Consider the following 13076-nt stretch of genomic DNA (forward strand, 5'->3'; position numbering starts at 1 on the left):
AAGGAACATCCAATGCACTCTTTTCCTACCACTGGGCTTCGGGCCCTCGGCCTGTGCAGCGCCCTGTCGCTGGCGCTGCTGAGCGGCCAGGCCAACGCCGACAGTGCCAGCCATGCGGCTAAGGCCGAGCGCTTCCTCGAACTGGTCAACGCCGATCGCATTGCGGTGCCGGTCTACGCTCAGGTGCAGCAGATGTTCGCCGAGCGCTTCGCCCAGACCCAGGCTCCCGAGAGCAAACGGGCACTGCTGGAAAGCTACCAATCCAAGGCAGATGCTGCGCTTGAAAAGGCCATCGGCTGGAAGGAGGTCAAGCCCGAACTGGTGGCGTTGTACACCGAGGCCTTCAGCGAAGCCGAACTCACGCAGTTGAACGAATTCTACGAATCCGAGTTAGGCAAGAAGATGCTCACCCAGCTACCGCAGCTCAACGCGCGCTCGGCTCAAGTAACCCAGGCCAAGCTGGAAAGCGCTGTGCCGCAGGTGAATAAATTGCTGGCGGAAATGACAGCCGAACTCGACACCCAGAAGAACCCTTGAGGGAGTGCATCTGGCATGACCAAACTATTTACCATCGAAAACGCATTGCAATCGGCCCTGCAGCCCGTGTATCTGCAGGTGCTGGACGAAAGCCATATGCATAGCCGCGGGCAGGAAACCCACTACAAGGCGGTGATCGTCAGCGAGCAGTTCGCCGGGCTGAATGCGGTCAAGCGCCATCAGAAGGCATACGCCGCGATGGGCGAACTGATGCAGCAAATACACGCCCTCGCGTTGCACACCTATACCCCTGAAGAATGGGCAGAGCAGGGCGCGGCGCCGGCCTCGCCTGTCTGCGCCGGCGGCCATAAGTAGCCATCTGCCTGCCGCTTGAAGCCCATTGCTCGTTTATTGATAGAATGCGCGCCGCGCCGGCTCACGCCGGCGTTGTCGTTTTCGTATTCCCGGTCCGCCCTTTACGAGGGTGACCACTGGAGGAAGTAACCCGCATGACCCAGAACATCGTCGTCGCGGCGCTGTACAAGTTCGTCTCGCTGCCGGACTACGTCGCGTTGCGTGAGCCCCTGCTCGAAACACTCAACGCCAACGGCATCAAGGGCACGCTGCTGCTCGCCGAAGAAGGCATTAACGGCACGGTTTCCGGTAGCCGTGAAGGCATCGACGCGCTACTCGCCTGGTTTGGCACCGATGCGCGCCTGGCCGATATCGATCACAAGGAATCTTATTGCGAGGAGCAGCCGTTCTATCGCACCAAGGTCAAGCTGAAGAAAGAGATCGTCACCCTCGGCGTGCCAGGCGTCGATCCCAACCAGCGCGTCGGCACCTATGTCGAACCGCAGGACTGGAACGCGCTGATCGATGATCCTGAAGTCCTGCTGATCGACACCCGCAACGATTATGAGGTGGCCATCGGCACCTTCGAAGGTGCGATTGATCCGCAGACCAAATCCTTCCGCGAGTTCCCCGACTACATCAAGGCGCACTACGATCCGTCCAAGCACAAGAAGGTCGCGATGTTCTGCACCGGTGGCATCCGCTGCGAGAAGGCGTCGAGCTACATGCTCGGTGAGGGCTTCGAGGAGGTCTATCACCTCAAGGGCGGCATCCTCAAATACCTCGAAGAAGTACCGCAGGAAGAGACGCGCTGGCGCGGCGACTGCTTCGTCTTCGACAACCGCGTAACCGTGCGTCACGACCTCAGCGAAGGTGATTTCGACCAGTGCCATGCCTGTCGCACGCCGATCTCGCTGGAGGACCGCCAATCGGAGCACTACGCTCCAGGTATCAGCTGCCCGCATTGCTGGAATACCCTGAGCGAGAAGACTCGCCACAGTGCGCGTGAGCGGCAGAAGCAGATCGAGTTGGCGCTCAAGCGCAACCAGCCGCACCCGATCGGTCACAACTACCGCAAACAGGGTGTGTAGCCAAAGCTGCCTGGATAGATGATGGTGCGCAGTTCGCGCTCCCCGAGAGAACCGGAGCCCAGATGAGCACCCGATTGATCTATGTGATGGACCCGATGTGTTCCTGGTGCTGGGGCTTTGCGCCGGTGGTGCAGGCGCTCATTGAGCAAGCGCAGGCGCGCGGCGTCGGCGCCGAGCTAATCGTCGGCGGCCTGCGTCGGGAGCGCACTGCGATGGATCAGCCGGCTCGCGAGCGCACGGCGTCCTACTGGCACGCGGTCCACGAGGCAAGCGGCCAGCCGTTCAACTTCGAGGCGGGTTTGCCTGACGGGCTGGTGTACGACACGGAGCCGGCCTGTCGCGCGCTGGTTGCGGCGCGCGGTTTCGAGGCTAACGCTGACTGGAACCTCGCTGGGCTGATCCAGCGAGCGTTCTACGTCGAAGGACGAAACGTCACTTTGCCACCGGAACTCGTCGAACTGGCCGAAGCGGCTGGCATCTCGCGCAGCGAGTTCGCCGACCGCTTCGATTCCCAAGCCGTTCGTGATGCCACTGCCGCCGACTTCGACTGGGCACGCAATCTGGGTATCGCCGGCTTTCCTACCTTGCTTGCCGAGCACGACGGCCAGCTCGCTCTGCTGACCAACGGCTATCAGCCTCTCGCTGCGCTTTCGCCTCTGTTGAATCGCTGGCTGGAACACAATGTCGGTGCCTGATCAGCTCAGCTGGGCGGAGATCCGTCGACTCGCGCTGCGTCATCGCAAGGCGCTGGTCCTTGCTAACCTGGTGGCCGTGCTGGCGACGCTGTGCAGCGTGCCGATCCCGTTGCTGCTGCCGCTGCTGGTCGATGAGGTGCTGCTGGGGCATGGCGACACGGCTTTACAGGTCATGGATCGGGTGCTGCCCGCAGGCTGGGAGACGGCGATCGGCTATATCGGCTTGATGCTCTGCGCAACGCTGCTGCTGCGCGCCTTTGCACTGGTCTTCAACGTGTTGCAGGCGCGGTTGTTTGCACGGCTGTCCAAGGATCTGGTCTATCGCATCCGTATCCGCTTGATCGAGCGGCTCAAGCGCATTGCCCTGAGCGAGTACGAAAGCCTCGGCGGCGGCACGGTTGCGGCGCACTTGGTCACCGATCTGGAAACCATCGATAAATTCATCGGCGAGACCCTTAGCCGTCTCCTGGTGGCACTGCTTTCAATCGCCGGCACGGCGGCGATTCTGGTCTGGATGCATTGGCAGTTGGCACTGCTGATCCTATTGTTCAACCCGCTGGTGATCTACGCGACGGTACAACTGGGCAAGCGCGTCAAGCACCTGAAAAAACTGGAGAACGACAGCACTTCGCTGTTTACCCAGGCGCTGACCGAAACCTTGGATGCGATCCAGGAAGTGCGTGCCGGCAACCGTCAGGGTTTCTTCCTTGGCCGCCTGGGCCTGCGGGCTCGCGAGGTACGTGACTACGCGGTGGCCTCACAGTGGCGAACCGACGCCTCCAACCGTGCCAGCGGTCTGCTGTTCCAGTTCGGCATCGATATCTTCCGCGCCGCGGCGATGCTCACGGTGCTGTTCTCTGACCTGTCGATCGGGCAGATGCTCGCGGTGTTCAGCTACCTGTGGTTCATGATCGGGCCGGTGGAGCAACTGCTGAATCTGCAATACGCCTTCTATGCAGCCGGTGGCGCGCTCAGCCGGATCAACCAGCTGCTGGCGCGTGCCGATGAGCCTCAATATGCCGGCGGGCAGGACCCGTTTGCGGGACGGGAGACGGTGGATATCGAAGTCCGCGGGCTGCGTTTCTCCTATCAGGACGAGCCGGTGCTGGAGGGCCTGGATCTGTCCATTGCGGCGGGCGAAAAGGTTGCGATCGTGGGAGCTAGCGGCGGAGGCAAAAGCACGCTGGTTCAGCTGCTGCTGGGTCTGTATCAGCCGCAGGCGGGGCAGATTCGCTTCGCCGGGGTCGATGTGCAGGACATTGGCCTCGGCACGGTTCGCGACAACGTTGCCGTGGTGCTGCAGCATCCCGCGCTGTTCAACGACACCGTGCGCGCCAATCTGCTGATGGGCCGCGAGCGCGATGATCAGGCCTGCTGGCAGGCGCTGGAGATCGCGCAACTGGCCGAGACCATTCGCCAGTTACCGGCGGGGCTCGACAGTGTTGTCGGTCGGTCCGGGGTGCGCCTGTCGGGTGGCCAGCGGCAGCGGCTGGCGGTGGCGCGAATGGTCTTGGCCGAACCCAAGGTGGTGATTCTCGACGAGGCGACGTCCGCCCTGGACGCCGCTACCGAGTATGCGCTGCATCAAGGGCTGAGCCGTTTCCTTCAGGGCCGCACGACGCTGATCATTGCCCACCGGCTTTCGGCGGTTAAGCAGGCCGATCGGGTACTGGTATTCGATGGCGGGCGTATCGCCGAACAGGGCGACCATCAGCAGCTGATCGCCGACGGAGGGCTCTACGCCAAGCTTTACGGACATTTGCAGCAGCATTGAGTCGCGCTTTCCGTTTCGCTGTGCGTTCTGTTCGATTCTTTGGAATGATCGCTGGCAAATAGCCATTGCAACTTGTTTAAATTGCCCCGTTTTTGCGCTCAACTTTGGCCAGCATCGGCCGACTCCATGACGTGCGCTTATCTTCCAAAGGATTTCTGATGCAGTCTGTCGACATATTCGCCAACCTCTCCGTGGGCAAGAAGCTGTTGCTCGGCTTCGCCATGGTGCTGTTGCTGACCCTGGGAGTCGCCGGGACCGGCTTCTTTGCCGTGGATTCGATCCTGACCCGCTCTTCCCAGACGGATCAGCTGGCGGCCATTAACGCCGCAATTCTCGACGCGCGCGGTCAGGAGCGCGATTACGCCCTGACCCGCAGCGACGCTTCGGCTGCTGCGCTGCGCGATAGCCTGGACCAGCTCAACAGGGACCTGGACGATCTCGCCAAAGTCTCTAGCGCTGAGGAACAGGCGGTGCTGGAGCAGATCCGAAGTGACGCAGCGATCTATGCCCGACAGTTTGCCGACTATGGCGTACTGATTAGCAAAGGCGTGGAGCTGCGCAAGCGCATGGCCGATGCCGCGCAGACCAGCCGTGAAGAATTCGAATACATCGAACTGGACATGTACGACGCGGTTCGCGTCCTGCGACTCGAGGGCGATCACCTCAAGGGCAGTGATCCGTTGACGATAGCCGAGGCGGCATCGGGCCTGACCAAGCGCATCCTCGATCTGCGCACCTTCGAAAACCTGTTCATCAGCGACAGCTCCCAGGAAGCCAAGGACGCCTGGAACGAGGCCTATGGCGATGTCACTACCATTGGCACCAGTCTGAAGACCTGGATCAACGACGAACAGAAAGCCACCATGGACGGCGCGCTAGCCGCGCTTGCCATCTACGAACAAGCCTTCGGCGAGTTTCAGCGTTATCGCTTGGAGCGGGTCGCCCTGGAAGAGGCCATGGTCGGTCAGGCACAGCGGATACTGGATACCGCCAACCAGGCGCTAGCGGCCGCCAACCAGGCGATGCAGAGCCAGCGCAGCAGCGCCTACTGGCTACTCGCGGTCATCACGACCTTGGCTGTCATCATCGGCTTGGGAGCGGCCACGGCGATTTCCCGCATGGTCGTTGTGCCGCTGCGTTATACCGTGCAGCTGGCGCAGCGGGTGGCAGATGGCGACCTCACCCAATCGCAGAAGGTCACTCGTCGTGATGAGCTTGGGCAGTTGCAGCAGGCCATGTTTGGCATGACCGAAAGCCTGCGTACCTTGATCGGTCGCATCGGCGGCGGCGTAGGGCAGATTGCCGCTGCCGCCGAGCAGCTGTCGGCCGTCACCGCGCAAACCAGCGTTGGTGTACAGAAGCAACGTGAGGAGACCGATCAGGTCGCGACCGCTATGCATGAGATGGCCGCAACCGTGCAGGAAGTCGCGCAGAACGCCGAGCAGGCATCTAACGCTGCTCGCCAAGCGGATCAGCAGGCCCGTCAGGGCGACCTGGTTGTCAAGGAAGCCATCGGCCAGATCGACAGCCTATCCGGCGAAGTAGAGCAGTCGGCTCACGCCATCGAAGAGCTGAATACTGAAAGTGGACGCATCGGTAGCGTGCTGGAGGTGATTCGCGCGGTTGCTGAACAGACCAACCTGCTTGCACTCAACGCTGCCATCGAAGCGGCTCGCGCTGGTGAGCAGGGCCGCGGCTTTGCGGTGGTGGCCGATGAAGTGCGCGCGCTGGCGCGCCGCACCCACGATTCCACCGAAGAAATCGAAGGCCTGATCGGCAATCTGCAGCGGGTTGCGCAAAATGCTGTCGAGCAGATGCAGACCAGCCGTGAGCTGACCCAGCGCACGGTTGATCTGGCCAGCGAAGCCGGTACCGCACTCGAACGCATCACCGAGTCGGTATCGACCATCGAGCAGATGAATCAACAGATCGCCGCCGCTGCCGAAGAGCAGAGCGCCGTCGCGGAAAATATCTCCGAGAGCGTGACGCGAGTGCGCGACATCGGTGAGCAGAGCGCCAGCGGCAGCGAGCAGACCGCCGCGTCGAGTGCGGAACTGGCGCGCCTGGGCGTCGAATTGCAGGGGCTGGTGGCGCGTTTCCGCACCTGATCCCGCCCGCTTGCCGCACTGAAGCCCCGGCCCGCCGGGGCTTTGTCGTATCTGGCGCTGAACTCCATTGAGCCTCCACCGCTCTAGAAAGAAACGCGGCCGTCGCCGCACGCTGTGGAGATGCTCGATTGAACACCCCGTCGCTCGTTAACGCCCTTCCCGTTCCGGGAGCGACCCGCCGATGAAAACCACCGCATTCGTTGCAGGCGAATCCCGGCTGAAGCGGGCGATTACCGGGCCGGCGCTGTTCCTGTTCATCCTTGGCGATGTGCTGGGCGCCGGTGTCTATGCATTAGTGGGCAAGATTGCCGGCGAGGCGGGCGGCGCGGTCTGGGTGCCGTTGCTGGTTGCGTTGGGCTTTGCGATGTTGACCGCGGCGTCCTACGCCGAGCTGGTCACCAAATACCCCAAAGCCGGTGGCGCCGCCGTGTTCGCTGAGCGTGCGTTCGGCAAGCCACTGATCTCTTTTCTCGTGGGGTTCTGCATGCTGGCTGCTGGCGTGACCAGCGCGGCCGGGCTGTCGCTGGCGTTTGCCGGCGATTATCTCGGCGCCTTTCTGGACACCCCGGCGGTGCCCACCGCTCTGGTCTTTCTGACGGTCGTCGCATTGCTCAATGCGCGCGGCATCAAGGAATCCCTCGGCGCCAATGCGGTGATGACCGTCATCGAAGTCTCGGGCCTGCTGTTCGTCATCGTGCTGGCTGCGCGCTTTCTTCTTAGCGGACAGGGCGAGCCGGCGCGGGTGATGGAGTTCACGCCAGGCGTGTCGCCGGCTATCGCCGTGCTGGGAGCGGCGCTGATTGCCTTCTATTCCTTCGTCGGCTTCGAGGTTTCGGCCAACGTTGCCGAAGAGGTCAAGGATATCCGGCGCAACTACCCGCGCGCTTTGTTCGGTGCGCTGCTGGTGGCCGGGCTGGTCTATGTGGGCGTCGGCGTCGCGGCAACGGCCATCCTTTCCCCGGCGACGCTGGCCGAATCTTCCGCGCCCTTGTTGGAGGTCGTACGCGCGACCGGCTATGCCATACCGGACTGGCTGTTCGCTGCCGTGGCGCTGGTGGCGGTGGCCAATGGCGCGCTGCTGACCATGATTATGTCCAGCCGCCTGGCCTACGGCATGGCCGATGAGGGACTGCTGCCGTCAGTGTTGACTCGCGTGCTGCCCGAGCGGCGTACGCCCTGGTTGGCGATCATCGTCACCACCTTGCTGGCGATGATTCTCACCGTGACCGGTACGCTGGCGGCGCTCGCCGAAACCGTGGTGCTGTTGCTGCTGTTCGTGTTCATGAGCACCAACGTGGCGGTGTTGGTGCTGCGCAGGGATCACGTAGCCGCGCCGCACTTCCGTACGCCGACGCTACTGCCGATATTGGCGATCGGCTCCTGTCTGGTACTGCTTTCGCAGCAGGGCGCGGGCACCTGGCTGCGAGCAGGATTGTTGATGGCGCTTGGCGCCTTGCTCTACGGTTTCGGCCATTGGCACAAGAATCGTCGGGCTAGCGCGCGTTGAGATCGGCCGCCCACTCGGCGAGTGGCAGTCCCGGCTCCTGTTGCCAGATGCGCTGCCAGATCTGCTTCAGGCGATCCATGTCACCACGCTCGGCGGGCAGCCGCTCGACATGCGTGATCAGCTGCCAGTCATCGCCGTTGCGCTCGGCCAGGGCAAAGCGGAAGGGATGGAAGCCGGTCATGCCGAGCCGCAGATCCGTGACCAGAATCTGGTCATCGATTTCGTCATAGCGCAGCACGCCTCCGGTAAACCACTGCAAGCGGGTGTGTTGCGGCGATTCCGTGAGGTGCGCAGCGAGGCGTTCTCCGCGCTGGATGCGCACCAGTTGCGGTGGCGTCTCGTCGAACCAACTGACCAACGTCTCGTAGTAGACGTCGCCGTCCACCACAATGGCCCGCCACAGGAGGCTGTTGAAGGGCGTGGGCGTGGTGAATATCCGTGCGTTCTCGATGCCGTTGCTAGCCATCGCGGTCTCGACTTGCCGCTCGGCCATCTGCTTGCCCGCCAGGGTGAACCCCAGATACAGCGATGACACGATCAGTGCGAACGCCGGCCCGCGGACACTGCGCCCCTGCAAGCCGAATATGGTTCCGGCAAGCACAGCAAGCAGCAAAGGCACGCTGTACAAAGGGTCGATGATGAAGACGCTGGACCAGGCCGCCGGGGACGGTGTGAGGGGCCAGAACAGTTGAGTACCGTAACTGGTGAACGCATCCAGCAGGACGTGGGTTATCAGCACCAGCCAGAGCGCGAAAAACAGCCGCATGCCGGTGTAATTCGGGTTCGGCCGTATTCGTCGTGCCAGCCAGGCCAGCGCTACGGCAAGCAGGCTGAGCACGAACAGCGAATGACTGAAGCCGCGGTGATAGGTCATGTCGGCGACCGCGTCGCCGTAGTCGATCACGACGTCGAGGTCGGGCAGGGTACCGAGTATCGCGCCGTACAGCAGGGCTTTGCGGCCTTGCCAGCGGCCGAGCACAGATGCCTGAACAGTCGCGCCGAGAAGGGCCTGTGTAATCGAGTCCATGCAGAAATCCATCTGTTGCAAGCGGGCTACAGTAGCCGAACCGACTCGCCTGTAGCGGCTCGAAATCATATAAAAACGTGTCCACGCCGCCCGGCTCGTGGACAATGCTTGTTCATTTTTTATTCATGAAGGGCCGATGCTCGAGATATCCAATAGCGTGCAGCTACCTGACAGCGAGATCGAGCTGACCGCTATTCGCGCCCAAGGTGCTGGCGGCCAGAACGTCAACAAGGTCTCCAGCGCGCTGCATCTGCGCTTCGATATCAACGCGTCCTCATTGCCAGCGTTCTATAAGGAACGCTTGCTGGCACTGCGTGACAGCCGCATCACCAGCGACGGCGTGATCGTGATCAAGGCCCAGCAATACCGCACTCAGGAGCAGAACCGCGCCGATGCGCTAGAGCGGCTGGCCGAACTGATTCGCAGCGTGGCGAAAGTCGAAAAGACGCGGCGCCCGACACGTCCGACCCTGGGTTCGAAAAAACGCCGCCTCGAGGGTAAGAGCAAACGCGCCGCGATCAAGGCAGGGCGCGGCAAGGTGGATTTCTAGCCGGCGATCAGACGCCGCTCAGGCGTGTCAGTGCGTGCCAGTGCGCTGTTCGATAATCGTATCGTTGGGCACGCCGTCGTCGGCTTCCGGCTCGGTGGCCGGGGTTTCCGTGCTATCGCCTTCAGGCGTATCGGGCATCAACTCAAGCACCGTATGGCTGGTACGCAGCATCGGCGTGAAGTGGCCATGCGGCTCGGTGACCAGATCGATTACCCGGCGAGAGCGGAAGTAGGAATAGATGGCGAGAAACGCCAGCGTGACGGCGAAGAACACCGGCAGGGCTTTGGGGCCGAGAACGCTCATCAGGCCGCCGGCGACCACCGGACCGAAGGCGGCGCCGAAACCGTTGGCCAACAGCAGGCCGCTGGAGCCGGACAGAATTTCGTCCGGGTGCAACTGGTCGACCATCTGCGCCACTGCGATGGAATAGATCGAGAAGGCCAGACCGCCCCAGAGAAACATCATGCCCAACAACAACGGGCCGGATGTCAGCGGTGTAATCAGGCCGCCAAGGACCGCCGCGATCGCTACGACCCAGAGCATCACCAGGCGACGGTCATGCTTGTCGGAAAATAGCCCGATGGGCCACTGCAGAACGGCGCCGCCGAGAATGGTGATGCTCATCAGCAGACCCACGCCGGACGCATCGAAGCCGCTCTGCGAGGCGTAGACAGGCGCCAGCCCCCAGAAACCGCCGAGAGTCAGGCCCGAAATTCCTGCAGCCATCAAGGGGAGCGGCGCGATGCGAGCCAGTTGCAGCAGGTCTGTCGCCGGCATGTCGGGCTGTGCGGGCTGCGCCTGGCGGGTCAGCGTGATCGGCATCAGCGCGGCGCAGATGAGAATGGCGGCCAGCGCGAACAGGGTGAAATTCATCGGGCTATCGAGGCTCAGCAATTGCTGAGCAGCGGCCAGCGAGCCGAGGTTGACTGCCATGTACAGAGCGAATACCTGGCCACGTTTTTCACCGCTGACCTGGGCGTTGAGCCAACTCTCGATGACCATGTACAGCGTGACCAGCGCCACACCGTAAAGTACGCGCAACATCAGCCACACCCAGGGGTTGACGATCATCACGTGCAGCAACACGGCGATCGCTGCCAGTGCGGCGTAAAAAGCGAAGGTGCGGATATGGCCGACACGTCGGATCAATGATGGAGCGAGCCAGGTGCCGACGAGAAAGCCAGCGAAGTAACCCGACATCAGCAAGCCGATCATCCCGGTGGAGTAACCCTCGGCGATGCCGCGAAGCGTTAGCAGCGTATTCAGCAAGCCGTGGCCGAGCAGTAGTAATGCAACGCCACCCAGCAGTGAACTGATGGGGGCTAATAACGACGTCATGGCGAACAACCTTATGCAATGGTCTGGGGTGACGAGCCGATCGACTAGAAGCGGCTAACCGTTAAAGCATCCAGAACGGGTGACAACCTGCCTCACCGTTGCGTTCAGCGTATGCGGTTTGGGCAGCAGTTTGCGCTGAGGATTCAAAACGCCGGGTAATCTCCAGTGAAGCGTGTCAGCACGGCTCGCCGCCTTGACGTGCCGACTCCAGGACCAGAAAAGCCGTGACGGCTGAGCAGCTCCGTCCATATAAGCGTTCAGCTTGGCTCAAGCTTTCCGTTTTGTCCCGGTAGCAGCGTTGCGATCAGGGCGCGAACGCTACCCGGCAACGCCTCCAGATCGCGCACCAGAATGCTGCGTTCGCGCACTGCCCAGGGCTCGTCCAGCTCCACCGTCGCCAGCTGCATCGTGCGGCTATGCCTGATCGCGGCGGACTCGGGAATGATGCCGATGCCGACGCCGGCCTCGATCATCCGGCACACCGCCTCGAAGCTGGACAACTGAATGCGCAGCGACAGGTTGCCACCGAGCTTTTCCACCTGGTTGCGCAGAAAGGTCAGCAGGGTGCTGCCCTCGTGCAGGCCGATGTGCTGGTAGGCCAGCGTCTGGCGCAGGCTGACGCGCTTTTCGGTCGCCAGCGGATGGCCGACTGGCACTGCCAGCAGTAGGCGATCGGTGCTGAAGTGCAGCACCTGCAGGCCTTGTGCCCGTACCGGGCCGGCGATGATGCCCATGTCCGTGCTGCCATCGAGCACGCCGCGGACGATGTCACGACTGAGGCGTTCCTGCAGATCGACGGTAACGCCGGGGCGCTGGGCCAGGAAGCCCGCCAGCACCTCGGGCAGGAACTCGGTTACCGCCGTGGTGTTGGCGAAGATGCGGATGTGCCCGGCATTGTCCGCGCCGTATTCGGTGAATTCGCTTTTCAGGTAATCGACCTGGCGCATGATCAGCCGCGCGTGCTGCAGCAACCGGTTGCCTGCCGGCGTCAGCTCCACGCCGCGGCTGTCGCGGTACAGCAGGCGGCTGTCGAGTTGGCTTTCCAGGGCTTTGATCCGTGCGCTGGCGGCTGCTGGCGAGAGATGCGCACGACGCGCGCCCTGGGTCAGGCTGGGAGATTCGGCGATGTGAATGAAGAGGCGCAGATCGGCCAGATCGAAGTGCATGAGAGCGCTCGCTGGGAGAAACGGCGTTCAGGATAGCCGAACGCTGGTGTTGGTAAATACAAATTCTCGGAACGCCGGCTTCGGAGCATGCTGCGGCAAAACAACACAGCCGGAAGCTCGCGATGACCGACCTAACAGCCTGGATTGGCCGCACCGAAGAAACCCATGACCAGCTCAGCCGCAATATGCTCAAGCGCATCGCCGCGACGCTCGGCGAACCGACGCCGGCCCATGGCGAGCCGCTGCCGCCGCTCTGGCAGTGGTGCTTCTTTCAGGATGCCGTCGCCGAAAGCGGACTGGGCGAAGACGGCCATCCGGCGCGCGGTGGCTTCCTGCCGCCGGCTGACAATCGCAACCGCATGTGGGCCGGTGGCCGCGTGGAGTTCTTCGAGCCTTTACGGGCTGGCGGTGAGGCGACTCGGGTTTCGACCATCAAGCACATCGAGGAGAAGCACGGCCGCACCGGCGCGCTGCTGTTCGTCACCGTGCAGCACGAGTATCTGCAGGACGGCCGCCTGGCGATTCGCGAAGAACAGGACATCGTCTACCGCGAGCCCAGCCCGCCGAAAACCGTCAGTGGCGAACCGATGGTCGCCGGTGACTGGCGCGAAGCGGTAACACCGACCCCGACGCTGCTGTTCCGCTATTCCGCCGTTACCTTCAACGGCCACCGCATCCACTACGACTGGCCTTACGTCACCGAAACCGAAGGCTATTCGGGACTGGTAGTGCACGGCCCGCTGATCGCCACCCTCAATCTGCGTGCCTTCTGCCGCGCCAATCCCGATATGCGTCCCCGGCGCTTCGCCTATCGCGGCCTGCGCCCGCTGATCGCGCCGCAGCCGTTCGAGGTCGGCGGCCGCGCCGTCGCGCCGGGCAAGGCCGAGCTTTGGGCCGGGGACCACAACGGACTGGCGCAGAAAGCTGAAGTGGAATTCGAGTGAGGCCGGTGGCGGCGGCCCCTCCACCCTAGCCCTCTCCCCCGAGAG

General features: G+C 62.7%; 12 protein-coding genes and 1 pseudogene. 10 read left to right on the plus strand and 3 right to left on the minus strand.

Annotated features, from left to right (window positions below):
- Window positions 1-12: 12 nt before the first annotated feature.
- The 8 genes and pseudogenes from V6943_RS16595 (at window position 13) to V6943_RS16625 (ending at window position 8006) form a co-directional block, all read left to right on the plus strand.
- Window positions 13-537 (plus strand): DUF2059 domain-containing protein, encoded by a 525-nt coding sequence (locus V6943_RS16595; protein ID WP_181101307.1) that lies wholly within the window; start codon window positions 13-15, stop codon window positions 535-537.
- A gap of 15 nt (window positions 538-552) precedes the next feature.
- On the plus strand, window positions 553-852 hold the full coding sequence (locus tag V6943_RS16600; RefSeq protein ID WP_131650398.1) for a BolA family protein: 300 nt from the start codon (window positions 553-555) through the stop codon (window positions 850-852).
- Window positions 853-986: 134 nt separating this feature from the next.
- Complete coding sequence (trhO, locus tag V6943_RS16605) at window positions 987-1922, plus strand: oxygen-dependent tRNA uridine(34) hydroxylase TrhO (RefSeq protein WP_340554645.1); 936 nt, start codon at window positions 987-989, stop codon at window positions 1920-1922.
- Window positions 1923-1984: 62 nt separating this feature from the next.
- Window positions 1985-2617, plus strand: a complete 633-nt coding sequence (locus tag V6943_RS16610; protein ID WP_340554647.1) for a DsbA family protein — start codon at window positions 1985-1987, stop codon at window positions 2615-2617.
- Window positions 2604-4391 (plus strand): ABC transporter ATP-binding protein, encoded by a 1788-nt coding sequence (locus V6943_RS16615; RefSeq protein WP_340554649.1) that lies wholly within the window; start codon window positions 2604-2606, stop codon window positions 4389-4391. The genes V6943_RS16610 and V6943_RS16615 overlap by 14 nt, the downstream gene beginning before the upstream one ends.
- Window positions 4392-4612: 221 nt before the next feature.
- Window positions 4613-5641: pseudogene (locus tag V6943_RS20515) on the plus strand (HAMP domain-containing protein); the annotation flags it as partial.
- A gap of 144 nt (window positions 5642-5785) precedes the next feature.
- Window positions 5786-6499, plus strand: a complete 714-nt coding sequence (locus V6943_RS20520) for a methyl-accepting chemotaxis protein (protein ID WP_371924071.1) — start codon at window positions 5786-5788, stop codon at window positions 6497-6499.
- A 181-nt stretch (window positions 6500-6680) separates the two neighbouring features.
- Window positions 6681-8006, plus strand: coding sequence for an APC family permease (locus V6943_RS16625; RefSeq protein ID WP_340554651.1), 1326 nt, complete (start codon window positions 6681-6683; stop codon window positions 8004-8006).
- On the opposite strand, the gene V6943_RS16630 is transcribed toward V6943_RS16625, so the two are convergent.
- Entirely contained in the window at window positions 7993-9033 is a 1041-nt protein-coding gene (locus V6943_RS16630) for a metal-dependent hydrolase (protein ID WP_340554653.1), read from the minus strand. The two genes, V6943_RS16625 and V6943_RS16630, sit on opposite strands and share 14 nt — an antisense overlap.
- A 136-nt stretch (window positions 9034-9169) precedes the next feature.
- Between V6943_RS16630 and arfB the strand changes: the two genes are divergently transcribed.
- Entirely contained in the window at window positions 9170-9583 is a 414-nt protein-coding gene (arfB, locus tag V6943_RS16635) for an alternative ribosome rescue aminoacyl-tRNA hydrolase ArfB (protein ID WP_197445721.1), read from the plus strand.
- 27 nt (window positions 9584-9610) lie between these two features.
- On the opposite strand, the gene V6943_RS16640 is transcribed toward arfB, so the two are convergent.
- Both V6943_RS16640 and V6943_RS16645 read right to left on the minus strand, forming a co-directional pair.
- The gene (locus V6943_RS16640; protein WP_131650405.1) at window positions 9611-10921 is read right to left on the minus strand and encodes an MFS transporter; all 1311 of its coding nucleotides are present in this window, start codon (window positions 10919-10921) and stop codon (window positions 9611-9613) included.
- Window positions 10922-11178: 257 nt separating this feature from the next.
- Entirely contained in the window at window positions 11179-12087 is a 909-nt protein-coding gene (locus V6943_RS16645; RefSeq protein ID WP_131650406.1) for a LysR substrate-binding domain-containing protein, read from the minus strand.
- A gap of 122 nt (window positions 12088-12209) precedes the next feature.
- Here V6943_RS16645 and V6943_RS16650 point away from each other — a divergent pair, with 122 nt between their 5' ends.
- Window positions 12210-13031 (plus strand): FAS1-like dehydratase domain-containing protein, encoded by an 822-nt coding sequence (locus tag V6943_RS16650; protein ID WP_131650407.1) that lies wholly within the window; start codon window positions 12210-12212, stop codon window positions 13029-13031.
- The last annotated feature ends 45 nt before the right edge of the window (window positions 13032-13076 follow it).

It is taken from the genome of Pseudomonas sp. CBC3 (assembly GCF_037967085.1).
In the GTDB taxonomy this organism is placed as follows: Bacteria; Pseudomonadota; Gammaproteobacteria; order Pseudomonadales; family Pseudomonadaceae; genus Stutzerimonas.

Coding starts and splice junctions, on each gene's coding strand:
- V6943_RS16630 (WP_340554653.1), bottom strand. CDS start 9,033: ATGGACTCGATTACACAGGCCCTTCTCGGCGCGACTGTTCAGGCATCT.
- V6943_RS16615 (WP_340554649.1), top strand. CDS start 2,604: ATGTCGGTGCCTGATCAGCTCAGCTGGGCGGAGATCCGTCGACTCGCG.
- V6943_RS16645 (WP_131650406.1), bottom strand. CDS start 12,087: ATGCACTTCGATCTGGCCGATCTGCGCCTCTTCATTCACATCGCCGAA.
- V6943_RS16600 (WP_131650398.1), top strand. CDS start 553: ATGACCAAACTATTTACCATCGAAAACGCATTGCAATCGGCCCTGCAG.
- V6943_RS16650 (WP_131650407.1), top strand. CDS start 12,210: ATGACCGACCTAACAGCCTGGATTGGCCGCACCGAAGAAACCCATGAC.
- V6943_RS20520 (WP_371924071.1), top strand. CDS start 5,786: ATGCATGAGATGGCCGCAACCGTGCAGGAAGTCGCGCAGAACGCCGAG.
- trhO (WP_340554645.1), top strand. CDS start 987: ATGACCCAGAACATCGTCGTCGCGGCGCTGTACAAGTTCGTCTCGCTG.
- arfB (WP_197445721.1), top strand. CDS start 9,170: ATGCTCGAGATATCCAATAGCGTGCAGCTACCTGACAGCGAGATCGAG.
- V6943_RS16640 (WP_131650405.1), bottom strand. CDS start 10,921: ATGACGTCGTTATTAGCCCCCATCAGTTCACTGCTGGGTGGCGTTGCA.
- V6943_RS16610 (WP_340554647.1), top strand. CDS start 1,985: ATGAGCACCCGATTGATCTATGTGATGGACCCGATGTGTTCCTGGTGC.
- V6943_RS16625 (WP_340554651.1), top strand. CDS start 6,681: ATGAAAACCACCGCATTCGTTGCAGGCGAATCCCGGCTGAAGCGGGCG.
- V6943_RS16595 (WP_181101307.1), top strand. CDS start 13: ATGCACTCTTTTCCTACCACTGGGCTTCGGGCCCTCGGCCTGTGCAGC.